This window comes from Pseudomonas sp. MAFF 730105, assembly GCF_055380705.1.
Genome location: NZ_AP018438.1, coordinates 5,787,765 through 5,804,812, shown reverse-complemented (window position 1 = coordinate 5,804,812; position 17,048 = coordinate 5,787,765). Strand labels below are relative to the sequence as shown.

Below are 17,048 nucleotides of genomic sequence, written 5' to 3'. Positions count from 1 at the left end.
CCCCACAGAGAACCCCACGAATGCCCCTTCCCCCCACCCAAACCCTGTGTCCCCACCAACCTGTCCCAGCGTTGCCATCCGAAGGGCTGATCGGTGTGATCGCACCCGCCGGTCCCGCCCCGCTGGACACGGATAAGGCGGTGCAATGGATGCGCGCCCGTGGTCATGATCTGCGGATATTCCCAGGTGTCTATGAGAAGGACGGTTACCTGGCCGGCAGTGACGATACGCGACTCAACGACCTGCACGGGGCCTTCGCCGACCCGGAGGTCAACGCCATCATTTGCTTGCGCGGCGGCTATGGCACGCCACGTCTGCTGGATCGCGTCGACTTCGAACTCTTGCGGCGCAACGCCAAGCCTTTCGTCGGCTACAGCGATATCACCGCGCTGCACCTGGCTATTAGCCGTTACGCGGGGTTCGTCACCTTCCATGGGCCGCTGCTCAATGCCGATCTCCTGGGGGACAAGGAACCGCCTACGGTTACCTCGTTTTTCAGTCTGCTGCGTGGGCAATTGAAGGCGGGCAGTGTACTGAGCCATCCCGAGGCTTATCCACTGACCGCGGTTGAGCCTGGCGTCGCCCAGGGGCGCCTGTTGGGGGGCAATCTGTCGATCATTGCGGCGACCATTGGCACGCCTTATCAGATCGACGCCGAAGGCGTGATCCTGTTCATCGAGGACGTCAACGAGCCGCTGTATCGGATCGACCGATTGCTGACGCAGCTACGGTTGGCCGGCACGCTGCAGAAGTTGCGAGGGGTGCTGGTGGGCGACGTGGCCGGGGTGGATGGCGAGGCGTTGAACCGGTTGCTCAAGCAGACCTTCGGGCCGTTGCGGATACCGGTGCTGTCCGGCTGGCGCAGTGGCCATTGCGATCCGAACCTGACCTTGCCCCTGGGGGCGTTGGTGAGGCTGGATGCGGGGGAGAAGAGGTTGGTGTTGGAGCAGGATGTGGTGGTGGGGCGGTAGTTCGGCGTTGATTGGAGGTCAGTCTTCGCGAGCAGGCTCGTTCCCACATTGAAATGCAATTCCCTGTGGGAGCGAGCCTGCTCGCGAAGCGCCAGCCGCCATACGGCGACTCAACGCTTGCGCAGGTTCTCCAGCAACTGGTGCGTCGGATACCCATCCGCCGGCCAACCGAGCGCCTGCTGGGCGCTGCGAATCGCTTTGCGGGTGTTGGCACCGATGATGCCGTCGGGGTTGCCAGCATCGTATTGATGCTGAGCCAGCAATGTCTGCAGTTCGATGCGCTCGGTGCGGCTCAGCGGCAGGTCGTCCTTGGGCCACTGGCCATAGACCAGCCCGCCACCCGCGAAGCGCTCCGACAACAGCCCAACCGCCAATGCGTAGGATGACGAGTTGTTGTACTTGAGGATGGCGCGGAAGTTGTCGAATACCAGGAACGCCGGGCCTCGGTAGCCAGCCGGTAGCAGCAGCGCTGCCGGCAGTTGCCGATCACCCGGAGGAATCGGCATGCCGTCGTAGGTGGATACGCCCAACCGCATCCATTCGGAGAACGGCTTACGAGTCGTGCCGTCGGCCAGGGAGTAGTCGAACCCTTCTTTGAGTTCTACCTCGAACCCCCACGGCTGACCGCGTTGCCAGCCTGAGCTTTGCAGGTAATGCGCGGTCGAGGCCAGGGCGTCGGTGGAGCTGCCCCAGATGTCGCGGCGGCCATCGCCGTCGAAGTCCACCGCATGGGTGTTGTACGTGGTGGGGATGAACTGGGTCTGGCCCATGGCGCCAGCCCAGGAACCGAGCATTTTTTCCGGGGCGATATCACCCTGTTGCAGGATTTGCAGCGCGGCGATCAGCTGTGCCTGGGCGAAGCCTGGGCGTCGGCCTTCATAGGCCAGGGTCGCCAGGGAGTTGATGACGGACTTGGTGCCCTGGAATTGGCCGAAGTTGCTCTCCATGCCCCACACGGCCACCAGCGCCTCGCGATCAACACCGTAGCGCTGCTCGATGCTTTGCAGGATCTGGGCGTTCTGTTGAATCAGCGTCTTGCCTTTGTTGACCCGAAGCGGCGATAGCGCGCCATCGAGGTATTCCCACACGGGGCGGGTGAATTCCGGCTGGCTGCGATCGGCCTTGATCACGCTCATGTCGGGGCTCACGCCGATAAAGGCGCGATCGAACAGGTCGGCGCGGATCCCGGCGGCCAGTGCTTCCTTGCGGAAGCCGGCCTGCCATTCGGCGAAGGTCTGGGTCGGGACGAGGTCCAGGTTTTCACCGGTCGGCACCACCGGCGGGACCATGGCCGGGGCGGTCACGGCAGGAACGGTCTGGAGCGGTTGGGCATCGGCGGCGGTGGGTTTTTCTGCGCAGGCGACAAGCAGTGCGAAGCTTGTGGCGGCAATCAATTGGCGCAGTGGCCAGCGGCGGGTAAGGCAAAAGGGCATGCAGGGGTCCAGAAATGCAAATCAGGTGCTGACCTTATCATGGGCAGGGTGCAAAGGGCTTGTCCGGATGTTTCAGGCCGCCATAAAGCAAGAAGCCTCCCAGTTGTCAGACTGGAAGGCTTCGCGGCGGTAGCTGCCTTTGCCCTTGGCGGGCCGTTCCTGGCGGCTGCGGAACAGGGGCTGGGCGATGATGGACTTGGCCTTGTTGGGGCCATGCTTGGATGGCTTTTTGCTCATGCTTGGATCTCTCGTGGGTGGGTTTTGCGGGGATAATCATGGGGCAGCGTTGGGGGGCTGTCCAGTCCTTGCCGGCTGGAGGAAATGTGTGCGGAAGTTGCGGCCAGCGAGCTTTGTGGCGAGGGAGCTGTGGGAGCAAGGCTTGCCCGCGACAAAGCTGACGCGGTTTGTCCTTGAACCGAGGCGCCTGTGTCGCGAGCAAGCTGTGCTCCCACAGCAGCTCCCTCGCCACAAAGGCATCTGGCAGAGCGATAGATTATTCGGCGGGCAACGCCAGTCGCTGGCCGGCCATCAGCAGGGACAGGCGACTGAGGCTCATCCATGGCGATCCGGCAGCCTGGCCCTTGATCTGTGCGTCGATGCGCTGGGCCTCCAGCAGCAATTGCGCCCAGCGCGGCGCCGAGTAACGTTGCAGGGCCTTGCTCATCAGCGGCTTGCGTTTGTCCCACACTGGCGGACGGGCCTGGCTGAAGGCTTTGTCCAGCGGTACGCCCTGGCTGTATTGCAATGACAGGTTCGCCAGCAGGCGCAGCTCCCGGGCCAGGGCCCAGAGGATCACCGGCGGCTCGACGCCTTCGCCACGCAGGCCCTCAAGCATGCGCAGGGCATGGGCGGCTTCGCCGTTGAGGATCGCATCGGTCAACCCGAAGACGTCGAAACGCGCGCTGTCGGCCACGGCGGCCTGCACCGTTTCCACGGTGATCTGGCCGCCCTCGGCCATCAGCTTGAGCTTTTCGATTTCCTGGGCGGCAGCCAGCAGGTTGCCTTCGACCCGGGCGGCGATCAGCTCCACTGCATCCTGACTGGCCGACAGGCCGGCCTGGGACAGGCGCTGGCGGATCCAGCTTGGCAGTTGGCTGACGTCCACCGGCCAGATCTGCACGAACTGGGTTTGCGGGCCTTCGACCAGGGCTTTGCCCCATTTGGTCTTTTGCGCGCTGCCGTCGAGTTTCGGCAGGCTGATGAGCAACACCGTGTCCTCGGCCGGCCTCGAGCAGTACTCGATCAGCGCGGCAGCGCCCTTGTCACCGGGTTTGCCAGAAGGCAAGCGCAGTTCCAGCAGGCGCTTTTCGGCAAACAGCGACATGCTCGCCCCGGCCTGCAGCAACGTGCCCCAATCGAAATTGGCGTCGGCGGCGAACACCTGGCGTTCGTCAAAGCCTTGCTGGCGGGCGGCAGAGCGAATGGCGTCGGCGGCTTCCTGGCACAACAGCGGATCATCGCCGCTGATGACATAGACCGGCGCGAGGGCGCCTTGCAGGTGTTTGCCGAGTTGTGCGGGGGCGAGTTTCATAAGAGAAGGCATGCGGGGCGCCGGAGCGCCCCACGAAGCTTATTCAGCCGGGATTTGCATAGGCGACTGCTGCGGAGTTTCCGCTTCAGCCTTGCGTGCCGCTTCCAGTGCCTCGGCCTCAGCCTTGGCCTTGGCGTCGGCGGTCTGTTGCAACTGTTCCAGCTGGGGCAGGCTCAGCTGTTGCAGGCGCAGCATCATGCGCTGGACGAGGTCGCGGCGCATTTCTTCGCGTACCTCGGTCGACTCCTGGTCGGAACCGGTGATGTTGTTGCCGTCATGCAGGTAGACCTTCTGCACCTGGAGCTTGTCTTCCAGCAGCAACAGGTTGTTCTGGCCGCGGATCTCATAGTTCAGCACGCTGTTCAGTTCATACTCGGCGGAACGACCGGCACCGGCGTAGCTCAGGCTGCGCTGGGTTTGTTGTTCACGGGTCAACACCAGCTTGTAGGGCGCACCGCTATAGACTTTCACCCCGCTGTTTTCCAGCGTCGAACGCAGCATCTTCACCGTGGCCCCGTAGGCATCGCGTGCACTGAGGTCCAGTTCAGTGATGGCCAGCTCGGTGGTGCCGGTGCCGCGCAGCTGGAAGCCGCAGGCGCTCAGCAGAACCGTCAGGCACATGACCAGCAGATTACGTTTCATCATCTTGTTGCTCCCCTTGAAACCTATGGGCCGGCAATGCGGCCCCGGCAGGTCATATTCGGCGCCGGGTCCCTGACCCGGCGCCCGATCCAATTAGCTTGCGACGATGTTGACCAGTTTGCCGGGCACGACGATCACCTTGCGGATTGTCAGGCCATCGACGAAGCGCAACACGTTTTCATTGACCCGTGCGGCCGCTTCGACTTCTTCGCGCGTTGCGGTGGCCGGCATTTCGATCTGGCCGCGCAGCTTGCCGTTGACCTGGATGACCAGGGTCAGGCTGTCCTGCACCAGCGCGCTTTCGTCCACCACCGGCCAGCCAGCGTCGATCACCGGGGCCGCGTGGCCCAGTTGGTTCCACAGCTCGTGGCTGATATGCGGCGTGATAGGCGCCAGCAACAGCGTCACGGCTTCGAGGCCTTCGTGAAGCAGCGCGCGATCCTGTTCGGTCGCCTGCGCGGCCTTTTCCAGCACATTCATCAGGGTCATCACCTGGGCGATGGCGGTGTTGAACTTGTGGTTCTGGCCGACGTCATGGCTGGCCTGCTTGATGGCCAGGTGGATCGATCGGCGAATGGCTTTCTGTTCGTCGTTCAGGCTTGCCACATCCAGTTTTCCTGGCAGGCCCTGGACGACGTGAGCCTGGGCCAGGCGCCAGACGCGCTTGAGGAAGCGGTGCGAACCTTCGACGCCGGAGTCAGACCACTCCGCGCTCATGTCGGGTGGCGAGGCGAACATCATGAACAGGCGGCAGGTGTCTGCGCCGAACTGGTCGATCATCGACTGTGGGTCGACGCCGTTGTTCTTCGACTTGGCCATTTTCTCGGTGCCGCCGATTTCCACCGGCAGGCCGTCTGCGATCAGTTTGGCGCTGATGACCTTGGCTTTGCTGTCGCGTTCGAGTTCGACGTCGGCCGGGTTGAACCAGGTATAGGCACCGTTGGCTTCGCGGCGATAGTAAGTCTCGGCGACCACCATGCCCTGGGTCAGCAGGTTCTTGAACGGCTCGTTGGAGCTCACCAGGCCTTCGTCACGCATCAGCTTGTGGAAGAAGCGCGCGTAGAGCAGGTGGAGAATGGCGTGTTCGATGCCGCCGATGTACTGATCCACCGGCAACCAGTGGTCGGCGGCGGATTTTTCCACCAGGCCGCCTGTGTAGTGCGGCGAGGCGTAGCGGGCGTAGTACCACGAGGACTCGACGAAGGTGTCCATGGTGTCGGTTTCACGCTTGGCCGGCGCGCCGCATTTCGGGCAGTTGCACTCGTAGAACTCGGGCATGCGTGCCAGGGGCGAGCCGGCGCCGTCGGGTACGACGTCTTCCGGCAGGACCACGGGCAGTTGATCTTCCGGTACCGGTACGTCACCGCAGGTACCGCAATGCACGATCGGGATCGGACAGCCCCAGTAACGCTGGCGGCTGATGCCCCAGTCGCGCAGGCGGAACTGGGTGCGGGAGGCGCCCAGGTTCTTCTTGATCAGGGCCACTTCGATGGCGTCGAACGCGCCGGCGAAATCCAGGCCGTCGAATTCACCGGAGTTGATCAGCTCGCCGTGTTCACCGTAGGCGTCCTGCCAAGGGGCTGGGGTCTGGTCGCCGGCGCTGGTGCGGACCACGGTCTTGACCGGCAGGTTGTATTTGTGGGCGAACTCGAAATCGCGCTCGTCGTGGGCCGGTACCGCCATGACGGCGCCGTCGCCGTAGTGCATCAGCACATAGTTGGCGACCCACACCGGGAGTTTTTCACCGGTCAGGGGGTGCTCGACGAAAAGCGAGGTCGGCACGCCTTTCTTTTCCTGGGTGGCGACGTCGGCTTCGGCGACGCTGCCGCCCTTGCATTCGGCAATGAACGCCTGCAGCGCGGGGTCGTTCTGTGCCGCCAGGGTCGCCAGCGGATGCTCGGCGGCCACGGCCACATAGGTGGCGCCCATCAGGGTGTCCGGACGGGTGGTGAAGACCTTCAGGGTGCCGGCTTCGCCAATGGAGGCGACGTCGTACGGGAATTGCACTTCCATGCCCCGGGACTTGCCGATCCAGTTGCGCTGCATGGTCTTGACCTGCTCGGGCCAGCCGGTCAGTTCGTCGAGGCTCTCCAGCAGTTCATCCGCGTAGGCGGTGATCTTGAAGTAGTACATCGGGATTTCGCGCTTTTCGATCAGCGCGCCGGAACGCCAGCCGCGACCGTCGATCACTTGCTCGTTGGCCAGTACGGTCTGGTCCACCGGGTCCCAGTTCACGGTGCCGTTCTTGCGGTAGATCACGCCTTTTTCGAACAGGCGGGTGAACAGCCATTGTTCCCAGCGGTAATAGTCGGGCTTGCAGGTGGTGACTTCCCGGGACCAGTCCACCGCCAGGCCCAGGCTGCGCAGCTGGGACTTCATGTAGGCGATGTTTTCATAGGTCCATTTGGCGGGCGCGACATTGTTCTTCATCGCGGCGTTTTCCGCCGGCATGCCGAAGGCGTCCCAACCCATGGGTTGCAGGACGTTCTTGCCCTGCATGCGCTGGTAGCGGGAAATCACGTCGCCGATGGTGTAGTTGCGCACGTGCCCCATGTGCAGCTTGCCGCTGGGGTAAGGGAACATCGACAGGCAATAGTAGGTTTCCTTGCCTGGCTGTTCACTGACTTCAAAGGACTTTTGCTCGTCCCAGAACGACTGGGCGGCGGCTTCGATTTCACGGGGCTGATAGTGTTCGTGCATGGCTACTTTTGTACTGAATGGGGTGGCCCAATCCTCTTCGTTGCCATGCTGGACGCGGACGACGCCGAATGCGGCGCTTTCGATGCCCAGCGGAGCTGGAAGTGGAGTTACAGGAAGCGCCGTAGCATACATGACCGCACTCTGCGGAGGGAAACCCTGATTGCGTGTCGGGCAGTGTCGACAGCCGGTGCCGCCGGGCGTTCAGGGCCGTTGGTCGCGGCGTCCTGCCGGTTTGCCCAGCGAAGCTAAGCTTCTCAATGGGGAGTGAGTCTTATCTTCAATGAGGTGAGGGATGGTTGAATCACAACGAGAAGTCGCTACACCGGAGTTGTATGAAAAGCTGATCGATCGTCTCGGGGTGGCCCTGGACGCTGCAAGAACCGCCGGGCGCTTGCGTAATGAACGTCCGGTAGAGCTGGAACTGCGTGGCTTGAGCCCCGCAGAGTTCGAACTGGTCAAGGCTTACCTCGAACAGGTCGGACATCAGGCCCGCACAAGCGGGGGCCAGGTACTCCAGCGTCTTGATGCGCCCCATTCGGCCAAGGTTGTCTGGCTCAAGGATCGGACGCCCGACAAAGATGCTGTAAAAGTCCGGTCGCTGCAGTTCAAGTAAAGCCGGATACACGCGTTTCGCTTTTTTTGGTCCAGGCTTGATTCAGGCTTCTTTCGAATCAGTTGTCGCTTTGCGTCAATCCACCTAGGCTTCGGGCATCTTTGGAGATGCCCGATGCCATTTCGCTATTTCATCAAACAATTGTTGCTGCCGCCCGGCATTCTTTTGCTGCTGCTGGCGCTTGCCTGGTGGTGGCGCAACTCTCGGCCGCGCCTGGCCCGCGTATGTTTTATCGCTGGGTTCGGCGGTTTCTGGCTGATGAGCCTGCCCGTGGCGGTGCAATGGAGTGCAGAGGCGCTGGAGCGTGAGCCGCCGTTGTCGCTGAGTGAATGGGCGACCCTGGCCCAGCGTGCCGATGCCATCGTGGTATTGGGCTCGGGCCGCGAGCGCGGCGACCTGGCCTGGGGCGCCGACCAGCCCACCGGTGTCGGGTTGGAGCGCCAGCGTTACGCCGCGCGACTGGCCAAGGCGTCTGGATTGCCCGTGCTGACGTCCGGCGGCTTGCATTATGGCACGCCGCCCAGCGAGGCAAAGCTGATGGCCGATTCGATGTTGGATGATTTTGGCGTCACCGTGCGCTGGCAAGAGGGGCTCAGCCGCACTACCTGGGAAAACGCGCAGATGAGTGCCGGGATCCTCCAGCCGGAAGGGATTCGTCGCGTCGTGGTGGTGACCCAGGCGTGGCATATGCCGCGAGCTGTCTGGAGCTTCCAGCGAGCCGGGTTCGAAGTGGTCGCTGCACCGGTGGGCTTCCTGGGGCAGGACAATGCCCGGCCGCTGGGCGGCTGGATGCCGGAGTTCAAGTCGATCTGGCAGTCGGGGCAGTTGATGAATGAGGCGGTGGGGTTGGTGGGGTATTGGTTGTTTTACCGCTGAGGTGTTAGCGGATCGTTCCCACGCTCCTGCGTGGGAATGCCTCAAGGGACGCTCTGCGTTCCAAATCGGGCTGGCGTCGGCCGCCAATGTGACGCGGAGCGTCACGGGCTGCATTCCCACGCGGAGCGTGGGAACGATCAAAAAACCTTAAACGGTCTTGGCGATCCGGCTGGTCACCAGCGCCCAACCCAGCAGCAGCACGCACAGGATGATCAACGGCCACGAGCGCCATTGCAGGTACGGCGTCAATTCATGCATCGGCACCACTTCGCCGTACAGGATGCCGCGTTCGAATTGCGGGATCCGGGCGGTGATCTGGCCGAAGGGGTTGATCAGGCCGGTCACGCCGTTGTTGGTGGCGCGAATCATCCAGCGACCGGCTTCCAGGGCGCGCATCTGGGCCATTTGCAGGTGTTGCAGTGGGCCGATCGAGGTGCCGAACCAGGTGTCGTTACTGATGGTCAGCAGCAGGTCGCTGCGGGCCGAGAGGCCGGCGGCGAACTCCGGATACACCACCTCATAACAGATGAACGGTGCGATCTGGTATCCCTTGGCTTGCAGCAACGGCTGATCGGCCGGACCCCGGGCGAAGTCCGACATGGGCAGGTCGAAGAAGGCGATCAGGCCGCGCAGCAGGTCCTGCAAGGGCACATACTCGCCGAACGGCACCAGTTTCTGCTTCAGGTAAGTGCCGTCACCTTCGCCGGTCACGGTGATGCCGTTGAAGTAGCGTTTCTCATGACGTACCAACTGGCGAATCGGGACGCCGGTGATCAGCGCCGAATGCCGCTCGGCAGCGAAACTGCCCATCATGTCCAGGTAGCCCTGGGCAGATTCCTTGAGCACCGGGACCGCGGTTTCCGGCCAGATCAGCAGATCGACGCGCTTGGAGGTAAAGCTCATGTCGCGGTACAGCGCCAGTTGGGCGTTGAGCTGTTCCGGATCCCACTTCATGCTCTGTTCGATGTTGCCCTGGATGGCGGCAACGCTGAGCGGGTCGCCCGAGGGGCTGGTCCAGGCATGGCCCTTGAGTGCCATGCCGGCCACCCATGGGCCGATCAGCAGGACCATGCCCGCTGCGATAAAGCCCTTGCGTCCGGCGCGGATCAAGCGGGGAGTGTTGTACAGCAGGGCGGCGGTCAGGGCCAGGGTGAAGGAAATCAGCCACATCCCACCCACCGGCGCGAGACCGGCCAAGGGGCCGTCGAGCTGGCTATAACCGGAATAGAGCCATGGGAAGCCGGTGAGGAACCAGCCGCGAAAGGCTTCCTGGCCCAGCCACAGCGCGGCGAATGCCAGGGCGTCAGCCAGCGGGGCTTCATTGCGCCGCAGCCAGCGCGCCCAAAGCCAGGCGGGCAGGGCGAAGAACCAGGCGATGGCGGCCACGAACAACAGCATCAACAGCCCGGCGAGCAACACCGAGGCGCCACCGAAGTTATGGATACTGACGTAGATCCAGCTGGTGCCCGCACCAAACAGGCCAAAACCGAAGCACCAGCCCCGGCCCAGGGCCTGGCGTGGCGAAAGTTCGCGCAGCCCGGCATAGAAAAGTCCGACCGCCAGCAATGCCAGCGGCCAGATGTCGAACGGTGCCAGGGCCAGGGTGGTGATCGCACCGGCCGCCACGGCCAGCAGGTTACCGGGCCAGCCGGGGCGGGTTATCCAGCGCATGTGTGTCCTTAGCGGGTCTCGCAGGGGTTATCGGCCAATGGGTGACAGGCGCAGCAGGTGGATCCGGCGGCTGTCGGCGTTCAGGATGCGGAAGCGCCAGGAACCGATTTCCGTGGTTTCGTTGCGCTTGGGCAGGTGCCCGAAAGCGCTCATCACCAGGCCGCCGACGGTGTCGAATTCGTCGTCGGAGAATTGGCTGTCAAAGAATTCGTTGAAGTTCTCGATCGGCGTCAGGGCCTTGATCAGGAAGTCGCCGCTGGGCAGTGGCTTGATGTAGCTGTCTTCTTCGACATCGTGCTCGTCCTCGATGTCGCCGACGATCTGCTCGAGCACGTCCTCGATGGTGACCAACCCGGCCACGCCGCCGTACTCGTCGATGACGATGGCCATGTGGTTGTGGTTGGCGCGAAACTCACGCAGCAGCACGTTCAGGCGCTTGGACTCGGGCACGAAGGTGGCCGGGCGCAGCAAGTCCTTGATATTGAAGCTGTCGCCGTTTTCCTGAAGGATCAGTGGCAGCAGATCCTTGGCCAGCAGCACGCCCATGACGTCGTCATGGCTCTCGCCGATCACCGGGTAGCGCGAGTGGGCGGAGTCGACCACGGCCGGCAGGAATTCACGGGGTGTCTGGGTCGCCTTGATGCTGACCATCTGCGAGCGCGGAACCATGATGTCCCGTACTTGCAGGTCAGCGACCTGAATGGCGCCTTCGACGATGGCCAGCGCTTCGCTGTCCAGCAGTTTGTTCTGGTGTGCATCGCGCAGCAGCTCCAGCAACTCCTGGCGGTTTTTCGGCTCATGGGCAAAAGCCTGGGTGAGCTTGCCCAGCCATGACTTCTGCCCGTTGCTCGATCGATCTTCGCTCATAGCGATTACTCTGAATCCTTTGTTGTTACAGGTTGATGTATCAGTGTTCGTCGCCGGCATAGGGGTCGGAATGACCCAGCTCTGCAAGCAACGTTCGTTCCAGTGCTTCCATTTCTTCGGCTTCGTCATCTTCAATATGGTCGTAACCAAGCAGATGCAAGCAGCCGTGAATGACCAGATGAGCCCAGTGGGCTTCGGAAGGTTTGCCTTGTTCCGTGGCTTCGCGCTCCACCACCGGGACGCAGATTACCAGGTCCCCCAGCAGCGGGATGTCGAGCAGTTCGTCGGGGACGTCGGCGGGAAAGGACAGCACGTTGGTCGCGTAGTCTTTCTGGCGCCAGGTATGGTTCAGCTCGCGGCCTTCGGGTTCGTCCACCAGGCGGATCGTCAGTTCCGAGTCGGCGCTGCGCTGACGCAGGGCCAGCTCGCACCACTGGCGGAACTGGATTTCGCTGGGGACGGCGTGGGCGCTGGCCAGTTGCAGGTCAAGTTCAAGCATCTTGGCGGCTGCCTTTGCTTTCGTGCATATCCTCGGCGCGCTGCTCGAAGCGCTCGTAGGCCTCGACGATGCGCTGCACCAATGGATGGCGCACGACGTCCTTGGGCAGGAAATGCGTGAAGCTGATGCCTGGCACGTCCTTGAGCACCTGGATCACATGGTTCAGCCCGGACTTGGTGCCCCGGGGCAGGTCGACCTGAGTGATGTCCCCGGTGATGACGGCGGTGGAGCCAAAGCCGATCCGGGTCAGGAACATTTTCATTTGCTCGACGGTGGTGTTCTGGCTCTCGTCGAGGATGATGAAACTGTTGTTCAGGGTCCGGCCACGCATGTAGGCCAGCGGCGCAACTTCGATGACCTGGCGCTCGATCAGCTTGGCGACGTATTCGAAGCCGAGCATTTCATACAGCGCGTCATAGAGAGGGCGCAGGTACGGGTCGATTTTCTGGCTCAGGTCGCCGGGCAGGAAGCCGAGTTTTTCCCCGGCTTCGACCGCCGGACGCACCAGCAGGATGCGCCGCACCTGTTCGCGTTCCAGGGCATCGACCGCGCAAGCCACGGCCAGGTAGGTCTTGCCCGTACCGGCCGGGCCGATACCGAAATTGATGTCGTTGCCCAGGATTTCCTTCACGTAGCGCTGCTGATTCAAGCCGCGAGGGCGAATCATGCCTTTCTTCGTACGCAGGGCCACGGCAGGTTCCGCGGGGGTGTGGTTGTCGAGCTCTTCGACGGCCGACTCCTGCAGGAACAGGTGGACCGTGTCCGGCGACAGCTCGCTCCCCTTGGTTTCCCGGTAGAGACGGCGCAGCAGGTTTTCCGCGGAGGTGGTGTGCTTGGGTTCGCCGATCAGCTCGAACTGGTTTCCGCGGTTGCGGATCTCGATGGCCAGGCGCTGTTCGATCAAGCGCAGATGCTCGTCGAATTGCCCGCACAGATTGGCGAAGCGGCGAGCCTCGAAGGGCTCGAGAATGAAACGATGGGGTTCGATGGGTGCGTTCAAGGTCGTTTTTAGCCGCCCAGGGGCAATTGAGATGAAATCAAGGATAACGCCAGTAGGCTGGGTGCGAAAGCTCTTAAACAGGCGAATCCGATCACAGGGTTGGCACAACCCATAGTGGGAGCAAGGCTTGCCCGCGATGAAAGCACCGCAACCTTGCTGAAGATCGCGCTGCCTTGATCGCGGGCAAGCCTTGCTCCCACAGGTCTTGCTTGCACAGGCAATAGTGTTTTGAAAAGGTTACTGGATCAACGAGCCCCGCAGGGAATGCGGTTGCGCGGAGTCGATGTGCACGTCGGCGAACTGGCCGATCAGGGCCGGGGTGTCGCAGCGGAAATTGACGATGCGATTGTTTTCGGTCCGGCCTTGCAGTTCGCCCGGGTCTTTTTTCGAATAATCGGTGACCAGAATCCGTTGGGTGGAGCCGACCATTTGTCGGCTGATCTCGAAACCCTGCTGGTTCAGACGGTGTTGCAAGGCGTTGAGCCGCTCTTTTTTCAGTTCTTCGGGGGTATCGTCCGCCAAGTCGGCCGCCGGGGTGCCAGGGCGCTGGCTGTAGACGAACGAGTAGGAAAAGTCGAAACCCACTTCTTCGATCAGCTTCATGGTCTGTTGGAAGTCTTTCTCGGTTTCACCGGGAAAGCCCACGATGAAGTCCGAACTGATGCAGATTCCCGGCACCGCCGCTCGCAGTTTGCGCAGCTTGGACTTGTACTCCAGTGCCGTGTGGTTGCGCTTCATGGCCGCCAGGATCCGGTCGGAGCCCGACTGCACCGGCAGGTGCAGGTGCTTGACCAGCTCGGGGACCTCGGCATGGGCACGGATCAGGCTGTCGGAGAACTCCAGCGGATGGGAGGTGGTGTAGCGAATGCGGTCGATGCCGTCCACCGCCGCCACCACGCGGATCAGCTCGGCGAGGTCCGCGAGCCGTCCGTCGTGGGTCTGGCCGCGATAGCCGTTGACGTTCTGCCCCAGCAGCGTCACTTCCCGCACGCCGTTTTCCGCCAGGTGAATGATCTCGGCGATCACGTCGTCGAAGGGGCGGCTGACTTCTTCGCCCCGGGTATAGGGCACTACGCAGAACGTGCAGTACTTGCTGCAGCCTTCCATGACCGAGACGTAGGCACTCGGGCCGTCGATACGCGGCTCGGGCAGGTGGTCGAATTTCTCGATTTCCGGGAACGAAACGTCCACCTGCGGCAGTCTGGTGACACGGGCCGCGTCGATCATCTCCGGCAGGCGGTGCAGGGTCTGTGGGCCGAAGACCACGTCTACATAGGGGGCACGGTCACGAATGGCAGCGCCTTCCTGGCTGGCCACGCAACCGCCCACGGCGATGACCATTTCCGGGTTGGCCAGCTTCAATTCGCGCCAGCGGCCGAGCTGGGAATAGACCCGGTCCTGGGCACGTTCGCGGATCGAACAGGTGTTGAGCAGGATCACGTCCGCGTCTTCGGCGCGTGCGGTGACCTCCAGGGCCTGGTGCTCACCCAGCAGATCGACCATGCGCGAGCTGTCGTACTCGTTCATCTGGCAACCGTGGGTTTCGATGTAAAGCTTCTTGGCCATGGAGGGAGTCATCACGTGATTCAAAGAACCGCGCATTATAGGGAACAAGTCCCGCGGTTCCTACCGCTGTGCGAGCAGTGGCTATGCTATAGTTCGCGCCCTCATTTTTACCTGCCGATGTGTTTCGCCCGCCATGACCAAACGTGAAGCTCCAATCTACAAGGTGATTTTCCTCAACCAGGGCCAGGTGTTCGAAATGTACGCCAAGCAGATCTATCAAAGTGATCTGTGGGGCTTTCTGGAGGTGGAAGAGTTCGTCTTTGGCGAGCGCACGCAAGTGGTCGTCGACCCGAGCGAAGAAAAGCTCAAGGCGCAGTTCGAAGGCGTGGTGCGCAGTTTCGTGCCGATGCATTCGATCGTACGCATCGACGAAGTCGAACGCCTGGGCACCCCGAAAATCAGCGAAGCCCGGGGTACGGTCGGCAATGTGATGCCGTTTCCGATGCCGATGCCTGAGAAGTAGGTTCAAGTCCGAGTCGCTGCTAATCGCGAGCAGGCTCGCTCCCACACGGGATAACAGGTGTTCACAAATCTTGTGCTCACAGAGTGCCAATGTGGGAGCGAGCCTGCTCGCGATGAGGCCATCAAGGCCACAGCAAAATCAGGGTAACGGCGAGAAGGGCGTGCGCCCATCGGCGTTCTGCAGTTCCATCAGGTATTTGCGGAAGATCTGCCCCAGCACCTGGGTCGCAACTTCCAGTTCGGCACGGGGCATCTGCTCGGCGACTTCGTCGGCGGTGTCCAACGCATCTTCGGCGCCGTTGACCGCCGCCATCTTCAATACGATGTAGGCCTGGACGTTATTGGCCGGTACGCCTTCGCCATGGAAGAACATGCCGCCCAGCTTGAATTGTGCCTGGGCATGGCCCTGCAGCGAGGCTTTTTCGAAATAGTTGAGGGCTTGCTTGAGGTCGCGTGGCGCGCCTTTGCCTTCATAGTAGAACTCGCCCAACTCGTATTGCGCTTGTGCATCGCCTGCGTCCGCCGCTTTTTGACAGGCGTCGAGTGCCGGTGCGAGATCTTGTGGCTGGGTATTGAGCGTGCAACGGCCCACCGCCGGGATCAACAACGAGTTACCGCCTGCTTGTGCATTCGCGAGCAGCGGCTGAAGGAGCAACAGGCAGCCCAGGGCAAGGGTGCGGCCGGTGCGGTTCATGGGAATCGACTTACCTCTGAGGGGCGCGCGGACCCTCCGGGGGATCCAATAAGCGCGCATTATGAAATAAGCAGGGCCATCCTTACAAAGTCTTTACTCGTTTTTCTGCTGCCAGAGCGTGTCGATGACTGCTTTATAGATCAATACGTAGGAAAAGAGACGAAACGTGTCGGTAATCGCTGACGCCGGTGTCAGCCAGCGTCAGTTATCCACAGGCTTACTTCATGGCGGCGAAGGCCCGCTCGGCCGCGTCGAGGGTGATCTTCAACTCGGCCTCGCCATGGGCGATGGAGGTGAAGCCGGCTTCGAACGCACTCGGCGCCAGATAGACGCCGCCCTCGAGCATCAGGTGGAAGAAGCGTTTGAAGCGATCCGCGTCGCTGGCCATCACGTCTTCGAACGTCACGATGTCGTCGGCGCCACTGAAATACAGGCCGAACATGCCGCCGGCCTGGGTGGTCACGAACGGGATGCCGGCCGCGTCGGCGCGCATCTGCAGGCCGTCGAGCAGGCGGGTGGTGAAATCGGTCAGCTCGGCGTGGAAGCCCGGTCGGCTGATCAGGCGCAGCGTGGTCAGGCCGGCGGCCATGGCCAGCGGGTTGCCCGACAGCGTGCCGGCCTGGTAGACCGGGCCCAGTGGCGCGATGCATTCCATGATGGCGCGTTTGCCGCCGAAGCAGCCCACCGGCATGCCGCCGCCGATGATCTTGCCGAAGGTGCTCAGGTCCGGCGTCACGCCGTAATGGGCCTGGGCACCGCCGAGGGCGACACGGAAACCGGTCATCACTTCGTCGAAGATCAAGACCACGCCGTGTTTGTCGCACAGGTTACGCAAGCCTTCGAGGAAGCCCGGCGCCGGCGGTACGCAGTTCATGTTGCCGGCCACTGGCTCGACGATGATGCAGGCCACTTCCTGGCCAACCTCTGCGAGCATCTTTTCGACTTCTTCGAGGTCGTTGAACGGCAGGGTCAGGGTGTGTTTGGCGAACGCCGCCGGTACACCGGCGGAACTCGGCACGCCCTGGGTCAGCGCACCGGAACCGGCCTTGACCAGCAGGCTGTCGGAGTGACCGTGGTAGCAACCTTCGAACTTGATGATGCTGTCGCGACCGGTGTAGCCCCGTGCCAGGCGGATCGCGCTCATGGTCGCCTCGGTGCCGGAGCTGACCATGCGCACCATCTCCATCGAGGGCACGATGGCGCAGACCAGGTCGGCCATTTCGGTTTCCATGGCGGTCGGGGCGCCATAGGACAGACCGTGTTCCAGCTGCTTGCGCACGGCGTCCAGCACCTCTGGATGACTGTGGCCCAGGATCATCGGACCCCACGAGCCCACGTAATCCACGTAGCGCTTGTCGTCTTCGTCGGTTACATAGGCGCCTTCGGCGTGTTTGAAGAACAACGGGGTGCCGCCGACGCTCTTGAACGCACGGACGGGGGAGTTCACGCCGCCGGGGATATGTTTCTGGGCGTTGGCAAACAGGGTTTCGGAACGGGACATGGTCGGTCTCTCGAAAACGGAA

At 62.3% G+C, this 17,048-nt stretch carries 16 protein-coding genes; 4 read left to right on the top strand and 12 right to left on the bottom strand.

What is annotated here, in order from left to right; all coding sequences use genetic code 11:
* Positions 1-20: 20 nt before the first annotated feature.
* The gene (locus tag PCOSP_RS25450) at positions 21-971 is read left to right on the top strand and encodes a S66 peptidase family protein (protein WP_464709758.1); all 951 of its coding nucleotides are present in this window, start codon (positions 21-23) and stop codon (positions 969-971) included.
* 110 nt (positions 972-1,081) lie between these two features.
* Here the strand turns inward: PCOSP_RS25450 and PCOSP_RS25445 are convergent, their stop codons facing one another.
* From PCOSP_RS25445 to leuS, 5 genes are all read right to left on the bottom strand, one after another.
* On the bottom strand, positions 1,082-2,404 hold the full coding sequence (locus PCOSP_RS25445; RefSeq protein ID WP_139649216.1) for a lytic murein transglycosylase: 1,323 nt from the start codon (positions 2,402-2,404) through the stop codon (positions 1,082-1,084).
* Between the two features lie 72 nt (positions 2,405-2,476).
* Complete coding sequence (arfA, locus tag PCOSP_RS25440) at positions 2,477-2,641, bottom strand: alternative ribosome rescue factor ArfA (RefSeq protein WP_041022108.1); 165 nt, start codon at positions 2,639-2,641, stop codon at positions 2,477-2,479.
* A 256-nt stretch (positions 2,642-2,897) separates the two neighbouring features.
* Positions 2,898-3,935 carry a DNA polymerase III subunit delta gene (gene holA / locus PCOSP_RS25435; protein WP_139649325.1) on the bottom strand — a complete coding sequence of 346 codons (1,038 nt, stop codon included), beginning with the start codon at positions 3,933-3,935 and terminating at the stop codon, positions 2,898-2,900.
* A gap of 39 nt (positions 3,936-3,974) precedes the next feature.
* Entirely contained in the window at positions 3,975-4,580 is a 606-nt protein-coding gene (locus PCOSP_RS25430) for an LPS-assembly lipoprotein LptE (RefSeq protein WP_139649218.1), read from the bottom strand.
* A 90-nt stretch (positions 4,581-4,670) separates the two neighbouring features.
* Entirely contained in the window at positions 4,671-7,277 is a 2,607-nt protein-coding gene (leuS, locus tag PCOSP_RS25425) for a leucine--tRNA ligase (protein WP_464709756.1), read from the bottom strand.
* A gap of 292 nt (positions 7,278-7,569) precedes the next feature.
* On the opposite strand from leuS, the gene PCOSP_RS25420 reads away from it, so the two are divergent.
* Complete coding sequence (locus PCOSP_RS25420) at positions 7,570-7,890, top strand: hypothetical protein (RefSeq protein WP_175363889.1); 321 nt, start codon at positions 7,570-7,572, stop codon at positions 7,888-7,890.
* 114 nt (positions 7,891-8,004) lie between these two features.
* Positions 8,005-8,766 carry a YdcF family protein gene (locus PCOSP_RS25415; RefSeq protein WP_139649224.1) on the top strand — a complete coding sequence of 254 codons (762 nt, stop codon included), beginning with the start codon at positions 8,005-8,007 and terminating at the stop codon, positions 8,764-8,766.
* A gap of 147 nt (positions 8,767-8,913) precedes the next feature.
* On the opposite strand, the gene lnt is transcribed toward PCOSP_RS25415, so the two are convergent.
* The 5 genes from lnt to miaB form a co-directional block, all read right to left on the bottom strand.
* Positions 8,914-10,437 carry an apolipoprotein N-acyltransferase gene (gene lnt / locus PCOSP_RS25410; RefSeq protein ID WP_464709755.1) on the bottom strand — a complete coding sequence of 508 codons (1,524 nt, stop codon included), beginning with the start codon at positions 10,435-10,437 and terminating at the stop codon, positions 8,914-8,916.
* Between the two features lie 27 nt (positions 10,438-10,464).
* Positions 10,465-11,304, bottom strand: a complete 840-nt coding sequence (locus tag PCOSP_RS25405; RefSeq protein ID WP_024780845.1) for an HlyC/CorC family transporter — start codon at positions 11,302-11,304, stop codon at positions 10,465-10,467.
* 40 nt (positions 11,305-11,344) lie between these two features.
* Positions 11,345-11,803, bottom strand: coding sequence for an rRNA maturation RNase YbeY (ybeY, locus tag PCOSP_RS25400; protein ID WP_139649228.1), 459 nt, complete (start codon positions 11,801-11,803; stop codon positions 11,345-11,347).
* The gene (locus PCOSP_RS25395; protein ID WP_139649230.1) at positions 11,796-12,803 is read right to left on the bottom strand and encodes a PhoH family protein; all 1,008 of its coding nucleotides are present in this window, start codon (positions 12,801-12,803) and stop codon (positions 11,796-11,798) included. Before PCOSP_RS25395 ends, ybeY begins: the two co-directional genes overlap by 8 nt.
* Positions 12,804-13,040: 237 nt before the next feature.
* On the bottom strand, positions 13,041-14,369 hold the full coding sequence (miaB, locus tag PCOSP_RS25390; protein ID WP_176563037.1) for a tRNA (N6-isopentenyl adenosine(37)-C2)-methylthiotransferase MiaB: 1,329 nt from the start codon (positions 14,367-14,369) through the stop codon (positions 13,041-13,043).
* A 133-nt stretch (positions 14,370-14,502) separates the two neighbouring features.
* Here miaB and PCOSP_RS25385 point away from each other — a divergent pair, with 133 nt between their 5' ends.
* Positions 14,503-14,832 carry a DUF1820 family protein gene (locus tag PCOSP_RS25385; RefSeq protein WP_024780849.1) on the top strand — a complete coding sequence of 110 codons (330 nt, stop codon included), beginning with the start codon at positions 14,503-14,505 and terminating at the stop codon, positions 14,830-14,832.
* Between the two features lie 138 nt (positions 14,833-14,970).
* On the opposite strand, the gene PCOSP_RS25380 is transcribed toward PCOSP_RS25385, so the two are convergent.
* Together PCOSP_RS25380 and hemL are read right to left on the bottom strand one after the other, a co-directional pair.
* Positions 14,971-15,525: a tetratricopeptide repeat protein gene (locus PCOSP_RS25380; RefSeq protein ID WP_139649234.1), complete on the bottom strand. Its 555-nt coding sequence runs from the start codon at positions 15,523-15,525 to the stop codon at positions 14,971-14,973.
* 217 nt (positions 15,526-15,742) lie between these two features.
* On the bottom strand, positions 15,743-17,026 hold the full coding sequence (gene hemL, locus PCOSP_RS25375) for a glutamate-1-semialdehyde 2,1-aminomutase (protein ID WP_139649236.1): 1,284 nt from the start codon (positions 17,024-17,026) through the stop codon (positions 15,743-15,745).
* Between the last annotated feature and the right edge of the window lie 22 nt (positions 17,027-17,048).

Coding starts and splice junctions, on each gene's coding strand:
- PCOSP_RS25445 (WP_139649216.1), bottom strand. CDS start 2,404: ATGCCCTTTTGCCTTACCCGCCGCTGGCCACTGCGCCAATTGATTGCC.
- hemL (WP_139649236.1), bottom strand. CDS start 17,026: ATGTCCCGTTCCGAAACCCTGTTTGCCAACGCCCAGAAACATATCCCC.
- PCOSP_RS25380 (WP_139649234.1), bottom strand. CDS start 15,525: ATGAACCGCACCGGCCGCACCCTTGCCCTGGGCTGCCTGTTGCTCCTT.
- PCOSP_RS25420 (WP_175363889.1), top strand. CDS start 7,570: ATGGTTGAATCACAACGAGAAGTCGCTACACCGGAGTTGTATGAAAAG.
- PCOSP_RS25450 (WP_464709758.1), top strand. CDS start 21: ATGCCCCTTCCCCCCACCCAAACCCTGTGTCCCCACCAACCTGTCCCA.
- lnt (WP_464709755.1), bottom strand. CDS start 10,437: ATGCGCTGGATAACCCGCCCCGGCTGGCCCGGTAACCTGCTGGCCGTG.
- PCOSP_RS25430 (WP_139649218.1), bottom strand. CDS start 4,580: ATGATGAAACGTAATCTGCTGGTCATGTGCCTGACGGTTCTGCTGAGC.
- ybeY (WP_139649228.1), bottom strand. CDS start 11,803: ATGCTTGAACTTGACCTGCAACTGGCCAGCGCCCACGCCGTCCCCAGC.
- PCOSP_RS25385 (WP_024780849.1), top strand. CDS start 14,503: ATGACCAAACGTGAAGCTCCAATCTACAAGGTGATTTTCCTCAACCAG.
- holA (WP_139649325.1), bottom strand. CDS start 3,935: ATGAAACTCGCCCCCGCACAACTCGGCAAACACCTGCAAGGCGCCCTC.
- leuS (WP_464709756.1), bottom strand. CDS start 7,277: ATGCACGAACACTATCAGCCCCGTGAAATCGAAGCCGCCGCCCAGTCG.
- arfA (WP_041022108.1), bottom strand. CDS start 2,641: ATGAGCAAAAAGCCATCCAAGCATGGCCCCAACAAGGCCAAGTCCATC.
- PCOSP_RS25415 (WP_139649224.1), top strand. CDS start 8,005: ATGCCATTTCGCTATTTCATCAAACAATTGTTGCTGCCGCCCGGCATT.
- miaB (WP_176563037.1), bottom strand. CDS start 14,369: ATGGCCAAGAAGCTTTACATCGAAACCCACGGTTGCCAGATGAACGAG.
- PCOSP_RS25405 (WP_024780845.1), bottom strand. CDS start 11,304: ATGAGCGAAGATCGATCGAGCAACGGGCAGAAGTCATGGCTGGGCAAG.